The 21,766-nt window shown below is 62.5% G+C and carries 17 protein-coding genes and 2 pseudogenes; 10 read left to right on the forward strand and 9 right to left on the reverse strand.

Annotated elements, in window-relative coordinates; genetic code table 11:
* Positions 1–2,121: a CehA/McbA family metallohydrolase gene (locus VIZ63_RS02310; RefSeq protein WP_331607869.1), complete on the forward strand. Its 2,121-nt coding sequence runs from the start codon at positions 1–3 to the stop codon at positions 2,119–2,121.
* Between the two features lie 163 nt (positions 2,122–2,284).
* On the forward strand, positions 2,285–2,602 hold the full coding sequence (locus VIZ63_RS02315) for an enoyl-CoA hydratase/isomerase family protein (RefSeq protein ID WP_331607870.1): 318 nt from the start codon (positions 2,285–2,287) through the stop codon (positions 2,600–2,602).
* A 327-nt stretch (positions 2,603–2,929) separates the two neighbouring features.
* Here VIZ63_RS02315 and VIZ63_RS02320 read toward each other — a convergent pair.
* Positions 2,930–3,105: pseudogene (locus VIZ63_RS02320) on the reverse strand (nitronate monooxygenase); the annotation flags it as partial.
* 43 nt (positions 3,106–3,148) lie between these two features.
* On the reverse strand, positions 3,149–4,276 hold the full coding sequence (locus VIZ63_RS02325) for an acyl-CoA dehydrogenase family protein (protein ID WP_331607872.1): 1,128 nt from the start codon (positions 4,274–4,276) through the stop codon (positions 3,149–3,151).
* Positions 4,277–4,646: 370 nt separating this feature from the next.
* Between VIZ63_RS02325 and VIZ63_RS25330 the strand changes: the two are divergent.
* From VIZ63_RS25330 to VIZ63_RS02360, 7 genes and pseudogenes are all read left to right on the forward strand, one after another.
* Positions 4,647–4,903 (forward strand): annotated as a pseudogene (locus tag VIZ63_RS25330) (acyl-CoA dehydrogenase family protein); the annotation flags it as partial.
* Positions 4,904–4,943: 40 nt separating this feature from the next.
* Positions 4,944–5,825 carry a CoA ester lyase gene (locus VIZ63_RS02335; protein ID WP_331607874.1) on the forward strand — a complete coding sequence of 294 codons (882 nt, stop codon included), beginning with the start codon at positions 4,944–4,946 and terminating at the stop codon, positions 5,823–5,825.
* A complete protein-coding gene (locus VIZ63_RS02340; RefSeq protein ID WP_331607875.1) occupies positions 5,822–7,096 on the forward strand; it encodes an acetyl-CoA hydrolase/transferase family protein in 1,275 nt (424 codons plus the stop codon). The genes VIZ63_RS02335 and VIZ63_RS02340 overlap by 4 nt, the downstream gene beginning before the upstream one ends.
* Entirely contained in the window at positions 7,096–7,863 is a 768-nt protein-coding gene (locus VIZ63_RS02345; protein WP_331607876.1) for an enoyl-CoA hydratase/isomerase family protein, read from the forward strand. Before VIZ63_RS02340 ends, VIZ63_RS02345 begins: the two co-directional genes overlap by 1 nt.
* A 445-nt stretch (positions 7,864–8,308) precedes the next feature.
* Entirely contained in the window at positions 8,309–8,512 is a 204-nt protein-coding gene (locus tag VIZ63_RS02350) for a hypothetical protein (protein WP_331607877.1), read from the forward strand.
* Between the two features lie 83 nt (positions 8,513–8,595).
* Positions 8,596–10,134 carry a carboxyl transferase domain-containing protein gene (locus tag VIZ63_RS02355; RefSeq protein ID WP_414703739.1) on the forward strand — a complete coding sequence of 513 codons (1,539 nt, stop codon included), beginning with the start codon at positions 8,596–8,598 and terminating at the stop codon, positions 10,132–10,134.
* Between the two features lie 24 nt (positions 10,135–10,158).
* Positions 10,159–12,165, forward strand: coding sequence for an acetyl/propionyl/methylcrotonyl-CoA carboxylase subunit alpha (locus VIZ63_RS02360; protein ID WP_349261105.1), 2,007 nt, complete (start codon positions 10,159–10,161; stop codon positions 12,163–12,165).
* A 127-nt stretch (positions 12,166–12,292) separates the two neighbouring features.
* Here VIZ63_RS02360 and VIZ63_RS02365 read toward each other — a convergent pair whose 3' ends face one another.
* The 5 genes from VIZ63_RS02365 to VIZ63_RS02380 form a co-directional block, all read right to left on the reverse strand.
* Entirely contained in the window at positions 12,293–13,921 is a 1,629-nt protein-coding gene (locus tag VIZ63_RS02365) for an AMP-binding protein (protein ID WP_331607880.1), read from the reverse strand.
* 745 nt (positions 13,922–14,666) lie between these two features.
* Positions 14,667–15,284 (reverse strand): DUF3237 domain-containing protein, encoded by a 618-nt coding sequence (locus tag VIZ63_RS02370; RefSeq protein WP_331607881.1) that lies wholly within the window; start codon positions 15,282–15,284, stop codon positions 14,667–14,669.
* A gap of 36 nt (positions 15,285–15,320) precedes the next feature.
* The gene (locus VIZ63_RS02375; protein WP_331607882.1) at positions 15,321–15,959 is read right to left on the reverse strand and encodes an NUDIX domain-containing protein; all 639 of its coding nucleotides are present in this window, start codon (positions 15,957–15,959) and stop codon (positions 15,321–15,323) included.
* A complete protein-coding gene (locus VIZ63_RS25565) occupies positions 15,956–16,252 on the reverse strand; it encodes a type II toxin-antitoxin system RelE/ParE family toxin (RefSeq protein WP_414703738.1) in 297 nt (98 codons plus the stop codon). Before VIZ63_RS25565 ends, VIZ63_RS02375 begins: the two co-directional genes overlap by 4 nt.
* Entirely contained in the window at positions 16,252–16,479 is a 228-nt protein-coding gene (locus VIZ63_RS02380) for an addiction module protein (RefSeq protein ID WP_331607883.1), read from the reverse strand. The genes VIZ63_RS25565 and VIZ63_RS02380 overlap by 1 nt, the downstream gene beginning before the upstream one ends.
* Before the next feature lie 232 nt (positions 16,480–16,711).
* Here VIZ63_RS02380 and VIZ63_RS02385 point away from each other — a divergent pair, with 232 nt between their 5' ends.
* Entirely contained in the window at positions 16,712–17,104 is a 393-nt protein-coding gene (locus VIZ63_RS02385; protein ID WP_331607884.1) for a GFA family protein, read from the forward strand.
* Between the two features lie 1,023 nt (positions 17,105–18,127).
* On the opposite strand, the gene katG is transcribed toward VIZ63_RS02385, so the two are convergent.
* Positions 18,128–20,350 carry a catalase/peroxidase HPI gene (katG, locus tag VIZ63_RS02390; RefSeq protein WP_331607885.1) on the reverse strand — a complete coding sequence of 741 codons (2,223 nt, stop codon included), beginning with the start codon at positions 20,348–20,350 and terminating at the stop codon, positions 18,128–18,130.
* 206 nt (positions 20,351–20,556) lie between these two features.
* Positions 20,557–21,741: an MFS transporter gene (locus VIZ63_RS02395; protein WP_331607886.1), complete on the reverse strand. Its 1,185-nt coding sequence runs from the start codon at positions 21,739–21,741 to the stop codon at positions 20,557–20,559.
* Positions 21,742–21,766: the final 25 nt, after the last annotated feature.

The following is a 21,766-nucleotide window of genomic DNA, read 5'->3' on the forward strand; positions in this document are numbered from 1 at the left end:
ATGAACCGGTGGGGCCGGCGACTGCGCGAATGGAAGTTGCTGGCCTGCTTCGTCGCACTGACGAGTGCCGGTCCGGGCGGTAGTGTGCTTGCGTACAACCCGGACGGCAGGGGCAGCGAAGTACTGGGATGGCAGAGCGCCAGCATCGCTCGCGTGGTTTCGTTCACGCCCTACGGGTCCCCCGGCAAAGTGACTGAAGTTGCGGGACGATCCTGCTTCACCGGCTATCAGTTCCATCTCGACGTGCTGGACAACCTGGCATTCGATATCGACGAAACAGTGGACCTGTTGCTTCGCGTCGATATGGCCACCAGCGCGAAGCGCATACGCATCGAATACGACAGCAACGCAGGCACGCCCCAGTTGCAAACGATCGCGTTGCCGGAACGCGGCGACGATCGTTTCGGCGACGTGCGCGTGCCATTGCCGCGCGCCCGCTTCGCCGGACGGAGTGAGTTCGCGACCGACATCCGGATCGCAGCTGAGGGGGAAGGTGCGAATGTCCCGAGGAGCGAGAAGCCGAGCGTCACGGTCTGCGATGTCGAGGTGCAGCGAAGCCACACCTCGGCCGTGCCGCGCGAACACGGTTGGCTTAGCCTGCGCATCAATGATGAAGGCGGCGATCGCAGCCCGGCTCGCGTGTCGATCGTCGATGAGACCGGCAGGATGCCGCTACCGGATACAGCGGCCGTCGAGGTCAGGGACTTTGCCAATTTCGGGCGTACCGTCTTGTTGCCTGCGGGAACGGTCAACTGGCCCGGAGAAAATCGCTACGCCTTCTATGTTGACGGCGAGTATCGAACCCGACTACCGGTCGGCGCCTATCGGCTGGTCGTCACGAAGGGCATCGAATACCGATACGCGCAGCTCGATTTCCAGGTCCGCAGCAACGCGACGGTGGATCTCGATGTGAACATGGTGCGGTGGATCGACATGCCGGCGCGTGGATGGATGTCGGGTGACGTGCATGCCCACATGCCGCGCCGAGACGCTGCAGAGAATCGCGCACTGCTGTTGCAGGCTGGGGCGGAGGACGTTCACGTAGCGAACACCTTGGTGATGGGCAACGTTGCGGGCACCTATTTTCCGCAGACGTACTGGGGAGCGGACGGCGTCAGTACTCTGGGGCGTCACCATCTGGTGGCTGGTCAGGAGGATCCGCGCACTGCCGTGCGAGGGCACACGGTGCACCTGAACATGGCTCGCGCGGCGCGGGATTCTGAACGCTACCTCGTCTACCGCGATGTCTTCGATGCGGTGCATGCGCAGGGTGGGGTCTCGGGTTATGCGCATCTTGACCGGCTCGGATCGCGCGTGGGCATGACGCTCGATGTGCCGCTCGGTCTCGTCTCGTTCCTGGAGGTACTGCAACGAGGGGAGATCAACACCGAGCCCTGGTTCGATTTTCTCAATCTCGGCTACCGGATCGCACCGGCCGCGGGATCGGACGTGCCTTATGGTGCTCGTCTGGGGGATGTGCGCAGTTACGTGAAGGTGCGGGAGCCGGGCGGCGTGCGCGAGTGGATGGCTGGCCTCGCCGCGGGCACGACCTTTGCGACCAACGGCCCGATGATCGAGTTCACCATCAACGCCGCATCGATGGGCGAAGCTTTGGTCCTCGGCAGAGGTGAGCCTGTGAAGGTTGCGGTGAGTGTGTCCATGAACCCTGACGTCGATGTGCTTGACCGCGTCGAACTCATCGAGCAGGGCGACGTGATTCGCACGGTCGTCAGCGATGGGACGACAGATCACATCGAGTTTACGCACGAGATGCGCGCACGACATGGCACCTGGTTCGTCGTACGGGCATTCGGCAGGAAACAGGGCAACCTTCTCGGCAATGTGGCCGCAGTAAGCGCGCCCATTTATCTATCGGTGAACGGCGAAAGAACCTGGAAGCAACAGGAGGTCGCAGCAATCGCGCAGCGATTGCTGGCGGAGCTCGATGCCTTCTACCAACAGCCGCTGCAGGATGCGGGTCACCTGGACGAGTGGTTCGAGACAGAGGCCGAGTGGCGGCGGCGATGGTCGCAGCAGAAAGCCCAGCTGCAGCCTCAGATTGCACTGGTGAAAGAGGCGCTCGAAGCGCTGCAGCGTGAAGCCGGGCGCGCAGCGAAATAAAGACATCTGCCGCGTGGGACATATCGGGCCCTGGGCGTCGCGGCGCCGATGTCCGCCGTAAGCGGTCGTCTTGGCGCGCCCTTCGTCGACTTACGATCATGACCACACTCGACACCGAAGCCGTTCGCACCTATGAAACGCTGGTCCTCACGCGCAGGGGCGGTTGCTGACGATTACGCTCAATCGTCCGGATGCGCTCAACGCGGTGAATCTGCAGCTGCACGAAGAACTCGCTGATGTGTTCGTGTATGCGGCGTTCGATCCACATTCCGATGTGGTCACCGGCGCGGGTCGTGCATTTTCGGCGGGCGGCGATCTCGATCACATTTCGCACAATGTGGCGAATCCACATCTCTTCGATCACGAAGTGCGCGTCGCCAAGCGCATCGTGTTCGCAATGCTCGGTCTCGACAAGCCGCTGGTCTGCCGCCCGGAACGGTCATGCGGTCGGTCTCGGCGCCACGCTGGCGTTGTTCTTTGACGTGATCTTCGCTGTCGACACCGCGAAGATCGGCGATCCGCACGTGGCGCTGGGCCTGGTGGCTGGCGATGGCGGTGCGGTGATCTGGGCTTAGCGCATCGGCCTCGGTCGCGCCAAGGAATACCTGCTGACCGGCGAGCTGTTGACTGCGAAAAAGGCCGAGGAGATCGGCCTGGTGAATCATTGCGTGCCCGCCGGCGAACTCGATGGAGCGGTCGATGCCTTCTGCAATCGCCTGTTGCAGGGTGCCACCAAGGCGATTCGCTGGACCAAGATCCTGACGAATCTCGAACTCAAGCGCATTGCGACCGCAGTGATGGAACCCGGTATCGCGTGTCGCAGAGCGTCGGGTGTCGGTTGCGTCAGCGCGGTCAGGATGCCGAGACCGCCGGCGTTGGAAACAGCTGCCGCGAGTTCGGCGCGTCCGATCCACACATCATGCCGCCTTGCACGATCGGATAATCGATGCCGACGAGTTCGGTGAAACGGGTTCGAAGCTGCATTGCAGACCCTGCTGTCCGGTGTCGAGTTTTGTTGTGGCGTTCATCAAAGCGAGCGTGCGATGACCATGCGTTGAATGTCGGATGTGCCTTCGTAGATCTGACAGACGCGCACGTCGCGGTAGATTTTCGCGAGCCCGAACTCTTCGAGATACCCGTAACCGCCGAGCGTCTGGATCGCGCCGGAACACACGGCTTCTGCGGTCTCGGAGGCGACGAGCTTCGCCATCGATGCTTCCTTCAGGCACGGCGCACCGGAATCCTTGATGCTGGCTGCGTGCAGCGCGAGTTGCTTTGCCGCTTCCAGTCGTGCGGCAAGATCGGCGAGACGAAAGCCCACCGCCTGATGCTCGATGATGGCCTTGCCCATCGAGCGTCGGTCCCGGGCATATTCCACGGCGATTTCCAGAGCGGCCTGGGCCATGCCGATGCACTGGGCAGAGATGCCAATACGGCCGGCTTCGAGATTCGACAGCGCGATGCGATAGCCCTGCCCCTCGGCGCCCAGCAGTAGCGCGTTTTCGATCTGCACGTCGTCGAAGCGCAGGCTGCACGTATCGGACGCCAGCTGACCGAGCTTGTGCTCGACCTTGTCAACGACATAGCCCTTGCGATCCGTCGGGACCAGGAACGCCGAAATACCTTTCTTGCCGGCGCTCGGGTCCGTGACCGCGAAGACGATGGCGAGGCCGGCGATTTTCCCGGAGGTGATGAATTGCTTGCTGCCATTCAGCACATAGCCATCGCTCGTCCTGGTGGCGCGCGTGCGCAGCGCAGCAGCATCGGAGCCCGCCTCGGCTTCCGTGAGTGCGAAGGCGCCAAGCATGCGACCGCTCAGCAGATCAGGCAGGAACCGCTGCTGCTGCTCCGGCGTGCCGTCCTTCAACAACGCGGAGACGATGAGGCTGTTCTGAATGGAGAGAATCGTGGAGAGCGCGCCGTCGGCCGCCGCGATCTCCATCAATGCGAGTGCATAACTCACATAGTCGGCGCCAGCGCCGCCGCTGTCCTCGGGGGCGATCATGCCCATGAGGCCGAGTTCGGCGAGTTCCTGAAACAGCTCGGACGGATAGGCGCGCTCGGCTTCGAAACGCATCGCGTGGGGGCGGATTCGTTCCTGCGCGAACTCGCGTACGGAGTCCGCAATGGTCTGTTGGGTCTCTGTCAAAAGCATGATCTTCAACCGTGTCATCGAGCGGGCAGGCCGGGGTGGCCTCCGCAATCAGGACGCGCAGAATGGCCGCTGAACCGGGCGCGTGCAACGGCTTCTTTGCACAAGAACCCCGAGACTTTGATCTGCCGGTCGGCTGCGCCGTGACCGTGGTGGCGAGAAATTCACCCTGCCACTCGTCGCACGACACGCGGATATGTGGTGTTGACCGACGTACCCGCTGGCGCAGCTCAGCAGAGGCTCGGTGTGTTGCACCGCAAGTGCGACAGGATCCAGCACGGCGCTGCCGGCCGTGTTGCCGGAGCTGTTTGCGACTCGCGTGATGTCTGTCGTAAGCGGCAAGTCAACGGCGCGCAGCCCGCGGCCGCCAATCCTGATGGCGATGAAGGCGGCGACGCTGTTCGATTTGGGAAAAGATTGCGACGCCGAGGCCAATGCGGGAAATATTTCGCGGGCGAGGCTGGTTTCGAGGCCTGTCACACCGCCATGCGGGCCCTGCGCGGCATGGGCTATGCGCAGGAGTATCATGTCGGGCGTCTGCTGCGCGAAGTTCTCATTCCGGGAACGGCGCCGGTCAGCCCACAGATGATCCAGAACTTCCTCGCCGGGAAAGTTCTGGACTTCCAAAAGCATATTGATGCCGCGTCAGCGGTTGGTTCGGGGGGAATTGATGACAGCAGTGTTCAACGCACGCTCGTGGCTGTTTGCGCCGGGCGATAGCGAACGCAAGATGGAGAAGGCCACCGCCAGCACGGCGGATGTCGTGATTTTCGATCTGGAGGATGCGGTCTCCGAAACGGAGAAGCCCAAAGCCCGGTCACTGGTTGCATCGTTCCTGAAGGCGAACGCACAACATCGCGAGCGCCTGTGGGTGCGCATCAATCCGATCCAGGGTCCCTACGCACTGGACGATCTCGCGGCCGTCATGCCCGGCGCGCCGGCTGGCATCATGTTTCCGAAGCCGCGCGGCCGTGCCGACGCCGAGTTGCTCGATCACTACCTCACTGCATTCGAAGCTGCATCTGGCGTGCCGGTGGGCTCGACCAAAGTGATGCTGCTCGCCACCGAAGAGCCATCGAGCATGCTTGCGATCGGCAGTTATGCGGGCCTGCCGCGTGTCGTTGCCATGTCGTGGGGCGCCGAAGATCTCGCAACCGCGCTGGGCGCCAGCGACAACCGCGGCGACTTCGGCGGTTACGACTACACGTATGAACTTGCACGTAGCCTGTGCCTCGTCGGCGCTGCGGCCGCAGGCATCGCTGCCATCGAAACGATTCATGGCGATTTCAAGGACGAAGCAGGTCTGCGCAAGCGTGCGACGGCGATGCGTCGCGCGGGCTGGCGCGGCATGCTCGCGATCCATCCGGCGCAGGTCGATGTCATCAATGAAGCCTTCTCGCCGAGTGCGGATGAGATCGCACATGCCCAGGAAATCGTCGCTGTCTTCGCCGCGAATCCCGGCGCCGGCACGATCGGTCACAAGGGTGCGATGCTCGATCGGCCGCATCTGGCGCGCGCGCAGGCATTGCTCGCGCTGGTGCAACGCAAATGACGCTCAGGACCGAGGCCGCGGGCCTCGACCTGGGCAGGTTCCTGCGTCGCGGCGATCGCATCGTCTGGGGCCAGGCCTGCGGTGAACCGACGACACTGGTCGAGGCGCTGATCGCCCAGGCCGAGAGCATCGGCGATCTGTCGGCATTCGCTGCGACCAGCTTCTCCGGAATCCTGACGCCCGATGCGGCGGCAAAATTCACTCTGTCCAGCATGGGGGCCATCGGTGCGTTGCGCACGCTCACTGCCGCCGGTCGCCTCAGCGTCATTCCCTGTCATGTGAGCCAGGTGGGGCCGATGATCGAGCAGGGGCTGATCGGTTGCGACGTCGCGTTCGTGCAGGTGAGTCCGGCGGATGCAAACGGCAATCACAGCTTTGGTCTGATCAGCGATTTCGTGCAGGCCGCAGTGGCGAAGGCGCGTGTCGTGATCGCGGAGGTGAACGAGCAAGTGCCGTTCACGCTCGGCGATGGCGTGCTGCCAGGCTCGAAGATCGATTGTGCGGTGCACGTCTCGCGCACACCGGTCGAGGTGGCACCCGCGAAGATCAGTGATACCGATCTGGCGATTGCCAGAATCGTTGCGGGTTACATCGACGATGGTTCGGTGCTGCAGACGGGCGTCGGTGCGACACCCGACGCGATTCTGCGGCTGCTGCACGACCGCCGCGACCTGGGCGTGCATTCCGGCATGATCGGCGACGGCCTGGTCGACCTGGTCGAAGCGGGTGCCATCACCAATGCGCGCAAGACCATCGACACCGGCGTGTCGATCACCGGCGCATTGATCGGCACGAAACGCCTGTATGAGTTCGTCCAGCGCAATCCGCAGATCGGCATGCGCAAGACGTCTTACACGCATAGTGAAGCCACGTTGTCGCAACTGACGCAGCTCATCACGATCAATTCGGCGATCGAAGTCGATCTGACCGGTCAGGTGAATGCGGAGCAGAGTGGGGCGCACTACCTGGGCGGGACCGGTGGCCAGGTGGACTATGTGCGTGCGGGCATGCGCTCGCGCGGCGGTCACTCCATCATTGCTTTGCCAGCGACGGCCAAGGGCGGCAAGATCAGCCGCATTACGCCGACCTTGTCCGGGCCCGTCACCACGGCGCGTTCCGATGTCGACGTGATCGTGACCGAGTTCGGCGCCGCCGAACTCAAGGGCCAGACGCTCGCAGAGCGCACGCGCCGACTGATCGCCGTGGCGCATCCTGATTTTCGCGAGGAGCTGGACAAAGCGGCTCACGCCATTCAGCACAGGGGTTTCTGATGAACGACGCAGTATTGTTCGAGGCGCGCGACGACGGGATCGCGATCATTACTCTGAATCGTCCGGAGCAGCGCAACGCGCTCATCAGGGACATTCGCGATGGGCTGTTTTCCGCCTGGGATCGGTTCGAGCGCGATCCCAAACTGCGCGTGGCGATTCTCACGGGTTCCGGCGACAAGGCGTTCTGCGCCGGCGGGGATCTCAAAGAAATGGTCGAGCGCCAGCTGCGCGTGCCGCCGCGCGACATGTTCCCGGTGCCCGGCGACAACATCGAGCTGAGCAAGCCAACGATCGCAGCAGTCAACGGCGTGGCCTTTGCGGGCGGCTGGATGATTGCGCAGGCCTGCGATCTCTGCGTCGCGAGCACGTCCGCCAGATTCGCAATCACCGAAGTGAAAGTGGGTCGCAGCTCGCCGTGGGCGGCGCCACTGATCCACATGATCCCGCAGCGGATCATGATGGAGATCATCCTGACCGGAAAGCCGATCACCGCGCAGCGCGCCTACGAGATCGGACTGGTCAACCGGCTTGCGGAGCCCGACAAGCTCATGGAGGTGGCGTTGGAGCTGGCTGCCGAGATTCTCGACGGTGCACCGCTGTCCGTGGAGGCAGGGCTCGATACGGTAATGCTCGCGACCGAAATGGGCCGCTCGGCGGCCCTGCAGGCGGCGCGACACGCGTCTGAATATGCGTATCACAGTGAGGATGCGCAGGAAGGACCGAAAGCGTTTGCCGAGAAGCGGCGCCCGCAGTGGAAGGGTCGTTGACGAAAGGCAGCTGGGCTCCGGATTGCTGGCCGGAGACCGGACAAGGGACTGCCTGTTCTGGCAGCGCCCAAGGCATGCGGTCTTTTGCGGCTTCGTCTGCCTGCGGCGGAGGAATGAGGCAGAAGGCTCGCATTGGTAGACTCGCGGCCCGAGCCTCGGGGGGCGCGAATCCAGGAGACAGATGCGGTCTCTCGTTGGCGAAAATTACCAAGCTACGTGCCTCGAAGGTCGTGGCTTGAGAAGTTCGTGCACGCGCCAGCTGCTATAACGTCAGCATTGGGGGAATGTATCCGTGCCGGAACTCGGCTCTTGCAAGCGTGTCGCCGTCATTACGGGCGCGGGGCGATACCAGCGCGTTTCCGTCGATGGATCCCGCGATGATCGCGCCGGCGGTTACCTGCATGGCGCGAGAGCTGCGCCATATCGGGTGAACTGATCAACCGTCGTGGGTCGGGTTGCGCGGGCGTTGTCGGTGGAATCCTGCGGCGCCTGTCGTCCTGCCTGGACGATCGGGGACGTGACGAGCAACATCGACACCATTCGCAGCACGGATTCGTCCGGAGTCTTTTCGATCGTGCCGTGGGGGCACATCGATCACCTTCGCTACAGCTTTGCGATGGCCACGGCAGATCGCAACAACAGTAAGTAAGCGCCAGGAGCTTTCAGAGAGTGTCTACCATCCAGTCCAAGGTCGAAGTTCGCGGCGCGGATTTCGGCGCGAACGCCCAGGCTATGCGCGACCTGGTTGCAGACCTGCGCGCCAAGGTCGCCGACATCATGGCAGGCGGCGGCGAAGCCGCGCGTGCCAAGCACACCGCGCGCGGCAAGCTGCTGCCGCGCGAGCGCATTCGTCAGTTGCTCGATCCGGGTTCGCCGTTTCTCGAGCTGTCGCAGTTTGCCGCGTATCGCGTGTACGACGATGCCGTGCCGGCCGCGGGCGTCATCACCGGTATCGGCAGGGTCGCGGGGCAGGAGTGCGTGATCGTCGCGAACGACGCGACCGTGAAGGGCGGCACTTACTATCCCCTGACAGTGAAGAAGCATCTGCGCGCACAGGAGATCGCGTCGCAGAATCGGCTGCCGTGCATTTATCTCGTCGACAGTGGCGGTGCATTCCTGCCGGCGCAGGACGATGTCTTTCCGGACCGCGATCACTTCGGTCGCATCTTTTTCAATCAGGCGAATCTGTCCGCGGCAGGAATTCCACAGATAGCTGTCGTGATGGGCAGCTGCACGGCGGGCGGCGCGTATGTGCCGGCGATGTCCGATGAAGCCGTCATCGTGCGCAACCAGGGCACGATCTTCCTCGGCGGTCCGCCGCTGGTGAAGGCCGCCACGGGCGAAGTCGTTTCTGCCGAGGATCTCGGCGGCGCGGACGTGCATTCACGCATCTCCGGCGTCACCGACCACTACGCACACGACGATCCGCATGCGCTCGCGATCACGCGGCGCATCGTCAGCAATCTGAACCGCACCAAGCAGATTTCGTTGCAGACCGCGACACCGGAAGAACCGCTGTATTCGCCGGAAGAACTGTACGGAATCATTCCCGTCGATTCGCGCAAGCCATTCGATGTGCGTGAAGTGATCGCGCGCGTCGTCGACGGCAGCCGGCTCGATGAGTTCAAGCCGCTGTACGGCACCACGCTGGTCTGCGGCTTCGCACGGCTGTACGGATATCCGGTCGGCATCATCGCCAACAACGGCATCCTCTTCAGCGAATCGGCCTTGAAGGGTGCGCACTTCGTCGAGCTGTGCTGTCAGCGCGGCATCCCGCTCGTGTTCCTGCAGAATATCACCGGGTTCATGGTGGGTCGCAAGTACGAGGCGGGTGGCATCGCGAAGGATGGCGCCAAGATGGTCACGGCCGTCGCCTGCGCGAAAGTGCCGAAGCTGACGATGGTCATCGGCGGCTCGTTCGGCGCCGGCAACTACGCAATGAACGGTCGTGCCTACGGCCCGCGTTTCCTGTGGATGTGGCCGAACTCGCGCATCTCCGTCATGGGTGGGGAACAGGCAGCGGCGGTGCTTGCGCAGGTGAAGCGCGACAATCTCAAGGGCAAACCCTGGAGCGCCGAAGAAGAAGAAGCGTTCAAGGATCCGATCCGCAAGCAGTACGAAACCCAGGGGCATCCGTACTACGCAAGTGCGCGTCTGTGGGACGACGGCATCATCGATCCGGTCGATACGCGCAAAGTGCTCGGGCTGGGTCTGTCGGCGGCGCTCAATGCGCCGATCGAAAAGACCACGTTCGGCGTGTTCCGGATGTAAGCGGCAGAGAACTACTCAATGAGCATGTTTGAAAAGATCCTGATCGCGAACCGTGGCGAAATCGCGGTGCGAGTCATTCGCACGGCGCGACGCCTCGGCATCCGCACCGTCGCCGTGTATTCCGAGGCCGACGCGGGTGCGATGCACGTGCAGATGGCCGATGAAGCTGTCTGCATCGGGCCTGCCGCCGCCGCCGAAAGCTATCTGCGCGGTGATGTGATCCTGGACGTCGCAAAGCGCACTGGAGCGCAGGCGATTCATCCGGGCTACGGATTCCTGTCGGAGAACGCGCCGTTCGCCAAGGCATGTGCTGAAGCGGGCGTGGTCTTCATCGGTCCGCCGATCGACGCGATTCGCGTCATGGGATCGAAGGCGGACTCGAAGCGCGTGATGAGCAAGGCCGGCGTACCGCTGGTGCCGGGTTATCACGGCACGGCGCAGGACGTGGCGACGCTGCGCGCGGAAGCCGACCGGATCGGCTATCCCGTGCTGGTCAAGGCATCGGCAGGAGGTGGCGGCAAGGGCATGCGCGTCGTCAACGCAGCGGCCGATCTCGAAACGGCGATCGCCGGCGCCAAGCGTGAATCGCTTGCCGCATTCCGCGACGACACGCTGTTGCTGGAAAAATATCTGCAGCAGCCGCGACACGTGGAAATCCAGGTGTTTGCCGATACGCATGGCAACTGCATTTATCTGTTCGAGCGCGACTGCTCGATTCAGCGCCGGCATCAGAAGGTCATCGAAGAAGCCCCGGCACCGGCGCTTCCCGACGAACTTCGCACCCGCATCGGCGAGGCTGCCGTCGCCGCGGCGCGTGCGGTCGACTACGTCGGCGCCGGCACCGTTGAATTCATGTACGAGGGCGGCGAGTTCTATTTCATCGAAATGAACACCCGCTTGCAGGTCGAACATCCCGTGACAGAAATGATCACGGGGCAGGACCTGGTCGAGTGGCAGTTGCGGGTGGCGTCGGGCGAGACATTGCCGCTGACGCAGGAACGCCTGACGCGTCGTGGTCACGCCTTCGAGGCGCGCCTGTATGCGGAAGATCCGCAGCGTGAATTCCTGCCCGCGATTGGTCGCCTGACGCATCTGGAGCCACCGGCTCAGGGTCCGCACGTACGTGTCGATACCGGCGTGCGCTCCGGCGATGAGATCTCGGTCTATTACGATCCGATGATCGCCAAGCTCATCGTGTGGGACGAAGATCGTCCGTCTGCGCTGCGCAGGCTGCGTCATGCGCTGGCCGAGTACCAGATCGCCGGTCTCACGACCAACATCGATTTTCTCGGGGCGATTGCCGGGCATCCGGCCTTTGCCGCCTGTGAGATCGACACGGGGTTCATCGAGCGTCACCGCGCCGATCTGTTGCCGCCGCCTGCTCGTACACCCGATGGTGTGCTGGCGCTCTCGGCATTGGCCTTCCTGCTGCGTCATTCGGCGCAGGCCCAGGGTGCAACCCGCATCGATCCGTACTCGCCATGGCACGAGGTGGGCGGCTGGAATCTGAATGCCGACAGTCAGTATGGATTGCGTCTCCGCGACAGCGCCGAAGTGCATCGCGCCACGCTGCATTTCCGTCCGAATGGCTATGAAGTCGTCGTGCACGAAGGCGGCACGATCAGGGCGACGCATGTGACGCTTGAAGGAAACGTACTCAGTGCCACCCTCGATGGAGTGCGCCATCGCGCCACCGCCGTCTTCGAGCAGGGCGATCTGACGCTGTTCAACGATGGACGCACGTGGCACATCGAGATCGACGATCCGCTGGCTCGCGCCGACGAGCAGGCTGGTGGTTCCGGTCGCATCACCGCACCGATGCCAGGCGCTGTCGTCGCTGTGCTGGTCGAGGAAGGCCAGGTCGTCGAGCGCAATCAGCCGCTGATGGTGATCGAAGCCATGAAGATGGAGCACACGCTGCGTGCACCGTCAGCCGGCAAAGTCGCCAAGCTCAAAGTGTCGAAGGGTGATCAGGTCACCGAAGGCGCCGAGCTTGCGACGCTGGAGAGCGAGGAATCGGGCGGGAAGTAGGGACTGGGGAAGCCGCGAAAGGTCAGATCCGGCTCCTGTTCTTGCTCTTGCAGTGGGTCCGGCTTCAGCCGGACATCCTTCTTTGCTGTCCGGCTGAAGCCGGACCCACAGGCCGATGATCCGGGTCTCAACTGCGATTGGCGGCCAGGATGGCGCGCAGCTGATGCTTCAGCACCTTGCCGGCGTCGTTCCGCGGCAGTGTGTCGGTGATGAGGACCTGCTCAGGAGCCTTGAATGTCGCCACGCCGCGCGCGTCGAGAAACGTGCGCAGGCTGGCCACATCCGGCCCCGGCCGATTCTTCGGCACGATCACGGCGCAGGCGCGTTCGCCGGTACGCGGATCGGGAAGGCTCACGATCGCGATCTCGGCGATCTGCGGATGGCCGATCAGGATGTCTTCGATCTCCTTCGGCGAAATGTTCTCGCCGTTGCGGATGATGGTGTCCTTCGCCCGGCCGGAGACGACGAGGTAGCAATCGTCCACCCAGCGTCCGATATCGCCAGTGCGGAAGTAGTCCGCGGCGTCGAACGCGTCTGCCTCGTCTGCTTCGTGCAGGTAACCCACCAGCATCTGGGGTCCGCGCGCGCAGATCTCGCCTTCGCCCGTGCGTGCGCCGCTGTGGTTGACGAGCTTGATGTCGGCAACGCCGGCGCGACCGTCGGTGGTCGCGGCGTACTCGGCAGCTTCGCGCTGCGTGACGCCTACCGTCGTCACCGGCACCTCGGTCGATCCGTACACGCGAGTGACGATGGCGCGTTCGAAGTACGCCGTTGCGTCCTCGACCAGCGAGGGCGGCACCGAGGCGCCGCCGCAGATGAACATTTTGAGACTCGGCAGGCATGTTCCCAGGCTTCGTGCAGCCGTCAGCATGCCTTCCAGGAAGGGGGTGGCGCCGACCATGTGCGTGCACTGTTCGGCATCCACGAGCTTCACGGCATCGGCCGCATTCCAGCGTTCCATCAGCACCGCCGTCGTACCGAGCAGCAACGGACATTCGACAGCGTAGATCGAGCCGCCGATATGTGCGATGGGCGAGGGCACCAGGAATTTGTCGCCGGACTCGATCAGCCAGTGTTCGCGGAGCTGATTGATCAGCGCATGCAGGGAGTTGTGCGTGTGAAGCACGCCCTTCGCGCGACCCGTCGTGCCGGACGTGTACATGATCATGCGCACGGCGTCGGCATCGACGTGCGGCAGTTCGACGGCGCTCGCGGATGCGAGCAATGACTCGAAGGACATGAAGTCGCCGGCGTCGCCGCGTACGACAATCACATCGGGTGCATCGGTCATGTCTGCGACCACACGATCCATCATGGCCCGGTAGTCCATCTCCCCGATCGTCTGCGGCACGAAGATCATGCGGCTCGACGCATCCTGCAGGATGAAGCGCAACTCGAGCTCGCGCAGCGAGGGCAGGATCGGATTGATCACCATGCCGGCCAATGTTGCCGCCAGATACACCACGGCGGCTTCGTGCCAGTTGGGCAGCATGAAGGAAATGACGCTGCCAGCCGGAGCGCGTTGCAGCATCGCATGCGCCAGCGTCGTGGCCTGCATGTGCATCGTGCGGCAGTCGATGCGGCGATCGCCATCGACGAGCAGCACGCGCTGCGGCGTTTCCCGAGCGGCGCGCTGCAGCGAATCCACCAACGTTTCCTTTACCCAGAGGCCCGATGCATAGGCCTGCGCAGCGCGGCTATCGCTCCATCGGATCCGTCGTCCGGCGATGAGTTTTCGATTGAAATCGCTCGTCATTGCAGAAAGCCCGTTCTATGAATCCGCAAACCCAGGGGAATCCGCAGGGCCGCCTCGATTTGAACTCGCAGCGGCATCGTTGTTGTACAGGTTGTTGTCGGTGTTTGCCGCAACCGTGTAGCGCGATGTCAATCCGCCGTCCCGGGCAATCAATACGATTTCTTTCGCGAGAGCCAGTTTGACACGATTTCAGGGCGAGGCATGGTGCCGGAAGAGGGCGCGCAGCCCGGCGAGAAGTCGATCATCGGATTCGCTGCAAAGAAAACTCTCCAGCTGCAAAGTCCCGCGCCGCGTGGTGTTCATCGAGGATTCGGATGTTTCGCCGACTTCGCCAACAAGGTGAAGTCGGCGCCACTGCGGGAGCTGGACGCGAGACGAATGAGCGGGGAGCTGATTCGCGGCCATTGCCCTGTCTTCCCCTTTCAGGTCCTTTCCCTTGTGGGTCCGGCTTTAGCCAGGCTTTAGCCGGACAACTCCTGAGTCTCAGATGACAAATTACGACCGCAGGAAGTCCCACGGGACGACCGCAGGAAGTCCCACGGGACGACTGCACGAAGTCCCGCGGGGAAATCCCAGGGGGAAAGTCAGACCGCTGTCATTCCCGCGCAGGCGGGAATCCATCCGAAGTCGCGGTCGGTATGCCGATGTCGCTATAGGTGGGACTGGATTCGTTGGTCACGGGGATGACGTAGCTGCCGCTCGTATGGAACTGGATCCCCGCCTTCGCGGGGATGACGTAGCTGCGCTACGTCACTTCATGAAAGCGGATGATCGCCGCTTTCGCGGTGCGTTCGGCGACGCCGATGAAGATGGCGCGATTGAGCCACGCATAAGCGCTGGCAACCGGCGCCTCGAACTCAGCCGAGGTGCGGAAGTAGTAGTCCTGCGGATCGACGGCTTCGCCGCGCGCCATGCGCTCGATTACCGCCGTTGGCCCGTGACGCATGCCGCGGTTCGTCACCATGATCAGCACGCCATCGCTGGATTCCAGCGTGTATTTCGCTTCGACGACCAGCACACCGTCGCTGCGCACGAACTGCCAGTCGGCTCCGCCCGGAACGACACGCCCCTGCAGTCGAGGTCCCGATACCGTGCCGCCCGTGATGGGAGCGATACGCCGGAGGCCGAGCGTGGAGGGTCCGACGACCAGCGGCGCATCCACGGTGACGTGGGCTTCGAATGCAAAGCGCGTCGCCACAGTGGCCGGTGCCGGCCCCGCGGCTTCGGCAATCGAGGACGCTCCGGCGATCGCCAGGGAGGAACCGATCAGGTATCTGCGCGACATCATTGCGAGTGCCTCATCGCGAACTTCAGGAATGGGCGTGGTGATCACCGCCGCAGAATCAATGCCATTTGCTTTCATCGTCGTGGTTCGTCGCTTCAGCACATAGCTTCGCCGTTAAAGCGGAGCACGCGCTCTCGCGTGCGGTCGGATTGAACGGCTTTTCAGAGCCAGCTTTACTAAGAACCGTGACAAATGGGGGTCACTGCGGGCAACAGGTGCTTCAGAGAAAAGAAACCACCGCGCGCCATGAAACTCCTCTCGATCGAGTTCGAGTCCAATGCGGCGATCAGCGTCAATGACGTACCAAAGCGATACATCGATGTGGCCCGAGGTAATGCCTACTGTCTCGGAAATGGTCAGCATCAGTGGCGCCTCGAGCGCTTCGCTGAGCTCCAGCCCGAGTTCCTCCCGCAGCTCGCGTACGACCGTCGCTCGCGGATGCTCACCCGGCTCGACGTGCCCACCGGTTGGCAGCCATAGCTGTGCGTTCTTATGATCAACCAGCAGAATATGGTCTTGATCCACCAATACGAAGTACGAGACCAGATGCTTGGGTGGCGTCGCCGGCTTTTGAATCCGGCACAGCTCCGCATCGGACTCGATCCAAGCGAGCACATCTTCCCGGTGCGCGCGCTCGAGTGCATCAAATGGCTCAATCGATGCGACTTCCGCTCGTATGGTGCTGCGCATATCTTCTGAGGGCTTTAACTCAGCCGGAGGCGGTGTTTGAGTGCTCGGATATGTCGAGGTCATGTCCTCTCGCGCCAAACACCGGGATCGCGGCGCGCGTGAAACACGGATACGACCACAAGTTGGTCTGAGCGGACTCGAAAGAAAATCGAATAGGGGAACCGGCGAACACGAACGCACCGAATGTCAGCCAACATACGCGGGAACCGTTGAGGCATTTCGCATGCCTGAAGCAGCGCGTGTCCGATTTCCGAGACGAACTCGATTCCCAGTCCCGGGCGTTGGCTTTCATACCAGCTGGCTGCTTCGTCATATTCAAGACGCGCAGCTTTTCTGAAGAACGGCCGAAAGGTCATTACCGGAGCCGGGAAAGCGTCGATGCCTTGACTTGCTCCCAGGGGGTGACGTCTTGCGGGTGTGCATCGTCTTCGGCGATGCGCTTCTCAAGCTCACTCCGCTGAGCATCGGTCAGGGGAACAGCACCGCTATCGGCGGCGATGCTGTCCCAGATTTCTTCGACCAACGCCAACCGCTCCTCAATGGGGAGCCGATCGATGCCAAGAGATTTGACTGAGGCGTTCATGGGCGTTTCCGTTAAGCGCATCCAAATCTATCAGACGACCGCGATCTCAGGTAGTTCGGGCATAGCGAGAGGCAGGCGCTGTCGACTGTGTAGTGTCGATACGAAGATAGTCCCGCGTTGGCGGGAGCGTCAACGCTGCCGGCACAGACTCGCCCGTTGTCGTGCCGCGCAATTGCAATGACCGTGCTGTGCTTGTAAACATTTCCTCGTTTGATTCCAGAGGAGACGCAGCATGGACCGATTCACCGGTGGTTGCCTGTGCGGCAACGTTCGAATCGTGGCGTCCGGACTCCCATACCGGGTCGGCATTTGTCACTGTCTCGACTGCCGCAAGCATCACGGGGCTCTTTTTCACGCGTCCGCGGTGTTCCCTAAGGATGCGGTGACGGTCGATGGCGAAACACGCGACTACGCGGGGCGGTGCTTCTGTCCCCGCTGCGGCTCGTCCATTTTCTCGCGCACCGCCGACGAAATCGAAGTGAACCTGGGATCGCTGGATGCCCCTGACCAACTGCGGCCAACCTACGAACTCTGGACCATCCGTCGCGAGTCATGGTTGCCGCCGTTTCCGTATACGAAACGATACGAGCGCGATCGTGATGCCACGAGTCGCTTCGAGGAGTAGGGAACCACCAACTCCTCATGGCGTTTCCTCGCCGTTGGGCATCTTGCGGTTCCGTAACAAGAGATGAACCTCCTCAACTGTTCGCGGCGGATTGGTCATGTGGACAACTGCGTGGCAGTTCGGACATACGGGCCGGAGATCTTCGACAGGGTCTACCTCGTACTCTGTTCCGATTGCGGCGAGAGGTTTGAGATGGTGTACATGAATGAACCCGGCAGCGACGTCGCCATACGTTTCACCGAAGTCGCGCAAACTGTGCCATGCGCCTCGATGCATCCGGCCCTTGCAACGGGGTTGCCCTCGTACGCGTTGACTCGGATTTCGCGCGTAGCACTTCGAAGAGTGGTTCCCCACTCTCAAGTTCGCTCTCGAGTACTGGGCCGCGCTTCGAATACCCACACGCGACGAGCGCCTCCACCACTTCACTCCGGAGTCGCCATGCGAAGCCGCGATCCGAGGTGTGCACGCCCGTGGCAATGACATGCCACCATTCATACTCATCTGGTGCGAGTCCATCGGGATGAGCACCAGAGGCTTCTTGGACTTTTCTACCGATCCGTCCCATGGCGTTGTTCACTTGAACTACTGCAGATAGCCCGAGAAGCCGTCGAAGATGCCCCGCGCTTGCAGCTTGATGTGGGGCGAACAAAAGCGCTTGGAGCACACGGGTATCGGCGACGCTGAGTGTCGGAATAACTAACTGTACCGCTACGTTCAGTGCTGACACGTTTATTCCTGCGCCCAACTCAGATATAGACCGCCTGAGTTCGGTGTCTGGATGCCGTCGGCATACGTCGCATCCCCCGATTTCATCTTGTTCTTCTACTCTGGCTTCCAGCTTTATGTCGCGCCAGTCCGTCCTGGAAATAGGCCGCGCACATTTGTTGTTTGCCCGAAGATAGTCCTCACACCGTGAAAACGTCAACGGCACCAGCGTCCCAACGAAAAAGGGCCAGCGTTTCCGCCAGCCCTTCTTCTTGCAAGCCAAAGGGCAGGAGCCTACCGCTCCCGCCCACGGTCAGATCACTTCACGTCGAAGCGATCGGCCATCATCACCTTGTTCCAGGCCTTGACGAAGTCGTTGACGAACTTGTCTTTCGAATCGTCCGAGGCATAGAACTCGGCAATCGCACGCAGCTCCGAGTTGGATCCGAAGACCAGATCCACCGGAGTTGCAGTCCACTTCACCTGACCCGTCGCGCGGTCGCGGCCTTCGTAGAGGCCTTCGGTGCCTGCCTTCTTCCACTCCGTCGACATGTCGACGAGGTTGACGAAGAAGTCAGTGGACAACGTGCCCGGACGCGACGTGAACACACCGTGCTTGCTGGCGCTGGCATTGGCGTTCAGCACGCGCAGGCCACCAACCAGTGCGGTCATCTCTGGCACCGTGAGGTTCAGCAGTGCTGCACGCTCGACCAGGGCTTCGGCTGGAGGACGCTCGTAGCCGGTCTTCAGGTAGTTGCGGAAGCCATCAGCCTGTGGCTCGAGCAGCGCGAAGGAAGTCACATCGGTCGACTCCTGCGTTGCATCGGTGCGACCCGGTGTGAAGGGCACTTCCACCTTCTTGTAGCCGCCGTCACGCGCGGCTTTCTCGATGGCCGCAGCGCCACCCAGCACGACTACGTCGGCCAGCGACACCTGCTTCTTGCCGGCTTTGGCGTTGAAGTCCTTCTGCACGCCTTCCAGCACGGTCAGCGCCTTGGCGAGTTCCTGCGGATCGTTCGCTGCCCAGTCCTTCTGCGGAGCGAGGCGAATGCGGGCGCCGTTTGCACCACCGCGCTTGTCGGTGTCGCGGTATGAAGCTGCCGACGCCCAGGCCGTGCGAACCAGTTCGGAAGTCGTGAGGCCAGAGCTCAGGATCGCAGTCTTCAGCTTCGCCACATCCTTGTTGTCGATCTGCTTGTAGTCAGCAGCGGGCAGCGGATCCTGCCAGACGAAGGTTTCGGTTGGCACCAGCGAACCGACATAGCGCGAAGACGGACCCATGTCGCGGTGAGTCAGCTTGAACCACGCGCGTGCGTAGGCGGCTTCGATTTCCTGCGGATTGTCGAGCCAGCGTTGCGTGATCTGGCGATAGGCCGGATCTTCGCGGAGCGCGAGGTCGGTGGTCAGCATCATCGGTGCATGGCGCTTGGCCGAATCGTGCGCATCGGGAACCAATGCGTTCGCGGCGGTGCCCTTTGGCTTCCACTGCTTGGCGCCGGCCGGGCTGGTGGTGAGTTCCCACTCGAAGCCATAAAGGTTCTGCAGGAAGTTGTTCGTCCACTGCGCCGGGGCAACGGTCCACGCACCTTCCAGGCCGCTGGTCACGGTATCGCCAGCCTTGCCCTTGCCGCACTTGTTGATCCAGCCGAGGCCCTGCGCCTCGATGCTCGCCGCTTCCGGATCGGCACCGACGCAGTCGTCCGGCTTGTGCGCGCCGTGCGCCTTGCCGAACGTGTGACCGCCGACGATCAGTGCCGCAGTCTCTTCATCGTTCATGCCCATGCGGCCGAACGCCTGACGAATGTCGCGTGCGGCAGCGAGCGGATCGGGATTGCCACCCGGGCCCTGCGGATTCACGTAGATCAGGCCCATCTCGGTCGCACCGAACGGCTTGCCCAGTTCGCGTTCGCCCGTGTGGCGCTTGTCGGTCAGCCACTGGCCTTCGGGACCCCAGTTCACTTCTTCCGGAACCCACTCATCGGCGCGGCCGAAAGCAAAGCCCAGCGTCTTGAAGCCCATGTCTTCCATCGCCAGCGTGCCGGCGAACACCATCAGATCGGCCCACGAGACCGAATTGCCGTACTTCTGCTTGATTGGCAGCAACAGGCGACGGGCCTTGTCGAGACTGGCGTTGTCGGGCCATGCGTTCAGCGGCGCGAAGCGCTGCATACCGCCATCCGAACCGCCGCGACCGTCGATCGCGCGGTAGGTACCCGCGGCGTGCCACGACATACGAATGAAGAACGGACCGTAATGGCCATAATCAGCGGGCCACCAGTCCTGCGATGTGCGCATCAGAGTGATCAGGTCTTTCTTGAGGGCTTCCACGTCGAGCTTCTTGACGGCTTCGACGTAGTTGAAGTCCGAGCCCATCGGGTCCGCTACAGCGGCGGAGTGGCGCAGCGGCTCCAGGCTCAATCGGTTCGGCCACCAGTAATCGTTGTTGGGGACTTGTGGGCGATCATTTGCGTGCGCCGCTGCGCCGATCGCGCACAACACCGCTATGGAGACGGCGTTACGGAATCCGGATTGTTTAATCATTATCGATTCTCTCAATATGAGCCCTGGGCTCGACGAACTGTGCCGGGCGGATGCGCGGCGCTCGGCAATGTACCGCAAGCTGTCTGCAGCTCTAATGACTACAGCCGATCCAATCGATAGTCCGAATCAATTGGAAATCGATGCGCAGAGACAATCGAGGGTATGAGCGTGGGCACGCGACACAAAACGCGACGACTCGCGTGGTGTCAGTGCCGCGCGAGTGCCCAGTACGCGCTGAGCAGAATGATCCAGCACGCCGCCAACAGCAGCGGAATCGACTCGAGTCCCAGCATTTGCGCGCTCAGGCCGCATAGAGCGGGCAGGGCGGCGAGTCCAATGGCAGCCATGGAGACCTGCAGGCCAACCGCATTGGCCGTGTGCTGACCGCCGACTCGCGCCGGAGTCATCGCGATCAAAGATGGGAATATCGGCCCCGACGCAAAGCCAATCAGGGTGATTGCAACGGTATCGATGAGTGGATGCAGATTCGCAGCGAGTGCAATCACTCCAGCGAGGGCGGCGACGATGCACGCGCCGATGACAACTCCGGGACGTACCTGCGCTGGCAGGAACGCATAGCCAAGTCGGCTGGCAAACAATCCAATCCAATACAGTGTGACCGCTGTACCTGCCGCGCCCGTCGCAATGCCTCGTGCCTCGTACAGGAGCGAGAAGATCCAGGCGCCAGCGGCTGCTTCGCATCCGGTGTAGAGCAGAAAGACCACCAGCGACAGCTGCACCTTGCGGAGCTTCAGCGTTTCGATCAGCCGCGCGGGTCGATGGTTTTCGTGATGGCGGCTCGAGCGTGGCCAGAGTTTGTGTGTAGCGATGAAGACCACTGCCAGCGCGAACTCCACTGCGACGATGATCAGGTATCCGGCTTGCCATCGATGTCCCGAGGCGAGCGTCGCCGTCATCAAGGCAGGGCCCGCTGCGGCGCCGACGGCGTAGAACGCGTGCAATACGTTGACGACGCGCGCGGAGTACTGGACCGCTGCGTGCGTATTGATGGCTGCGTCGATCGCACCGGCGCCCAATCCTGTGAGCAAACCCAGCGCCACCATCACCCACCAGGCCGGTGCTAACGTGTATCCGAGCAACGCGACGGCCGTGAGCAGGCAGGAGAGCCCGAGCAACCTGCCGATCCCCAGGCGTAACTGGACGACGCCGGAGAAACTGCTGGCGATGACCGATCCCGCCGTTGCCGCGATGAAGAGCGGTCCGAGGGCGTCGAGTTGCAGGTCGAAGTCCGCGCGTATCGCGGGCCATGCCACGCCGACGACCGCATCCGGCAGGCCGAGGGCGATGAAGCCGACGAAGCAGAGGATCAACAGCAGCAGGAATCGGCCTTGCATCCGGGCAGCTACGACATGGGTAGACCCTGCGAGCATGTTGCATCTGGCATTGAACCTCCAG

Source organism: Povalibacter sp. (genome assembly GCF_036520495.1).
Lineage (GTDB): Bacteria > Pseudomonadota > Gammaproteobacteria > Steroidobacterales > Steroidobacteraceae > Steroidobacter.

Excerpts from the sequence above, each read along its gene's own strand:
- VIZ63_RS02310 (WP_331607869.1), top strand. The coding sequence starts at position 1 with ATGAACCGGTGGGGCCGGCGACTGCGCGAATGGAAGTTGCTGGCCTGC.
- VIZ63_RS02325 (WP_331607872.1), bottom strand. The coding sequence starts at position 4,276 with ATGCTTTTGACAGAGACCCAACAGACCATTGCGGACTCCGTACGCGAG.
- VIZ63_RS02335 (WP_331607874.1), top strand. The coding sequence starts at position 4,944 with ATGACAGCAGTGTTCAACGCACGCTCGTGGCTGTTTGCGCCGGGCGAT.
- VIZ63_RS02340 (WP_331607875.1), top strand. The coding sequence starts at position 5,822 with ATGACGCTCAGGACCGAGGCCGCGGGCCTCGACCTGGGCAGGTTCCTG.
- VIZ63_RS02345 (WP_331607876.1), top strand. The coding sequence starts at position 7,096 with ATGAACGACGCAGTATTGTTCGAGGCGCGCGACGACGGGATCGCGATC.
- VIZ63_RS02355 (WP_414703739.1), top strand. The coding sequence starts at position 8,596 with ATGCGCGACCTGGTTGCAGACCTGCGCGCCAAGGTCGCCGACATCATG.
- VIZ63_RS02360 (WP_349261105.1), top strand. The coding sequence starts at position 10,159 with ATGTTTGAAAAGATCCTGATCGCGAACCGTGGCGAAATCGCGGTGCGA.
- VIZ63_RS02365 (WP_331607880.1), bottom strand. The coding sequence starts at position 13,921 with ATGACGAGCGATTTCAATCGAAAACTCATCGCCGGACGACGGATCCGA.
- VIZ63_RS02370 (WP_331607881.1), bottom strand. The coding sequence starts at position 15,284 with ATGAAAGCAAATGGCATTGATTCTGCGGCGGTGATCACCACGCCCATT.
- VIZ63_RS02375 (WP_331607882.1), bottom strand. The coding sequence starts at position 15,959 with ATGACCTCGACATATCCGAGCACTCAAACACCGCCTCCGGCTGAGTTA.
- VIZ63_RS25565 (WP_414703738.1), bottom strand. The coding sequence starts at position 16,252 with ATGACCTTTCGGCCGTTCTTCAGAAAAGCTGCGCGTCTTGAATATGAC.
- VIZ63_RS02380 (WP_331607883.1), bottom strand. The coding sequence starts at position 16,479 with ATGAACGCCTCAGTCAAATCTCTTGGCATCGATCGGCTCCCCATTGAG.
- VIZ63_RS02385 (WP_331607884.1), top strand. The coding sequence starts at position 16,712 with ATGGACCGATTCACCGGTGGTTGCCTGTGCGGCAACGTTCGAATCGTG.
- katG (WP_331607885.1), bottom strand. The coding sequence starts at position 20,350 with ATGATTAAACAATCCGGATTCCGTAACGCCGTCTCCATAGCGGTGTTG.
- VIZ63_RS02395 (WP_331607886.1), bottom strand. The coding sequence starts at position 21,741 with ATGCTCGCAGGGTCTACCCATGTCGTAGCTGCCCGGATGCAAGGCCGA.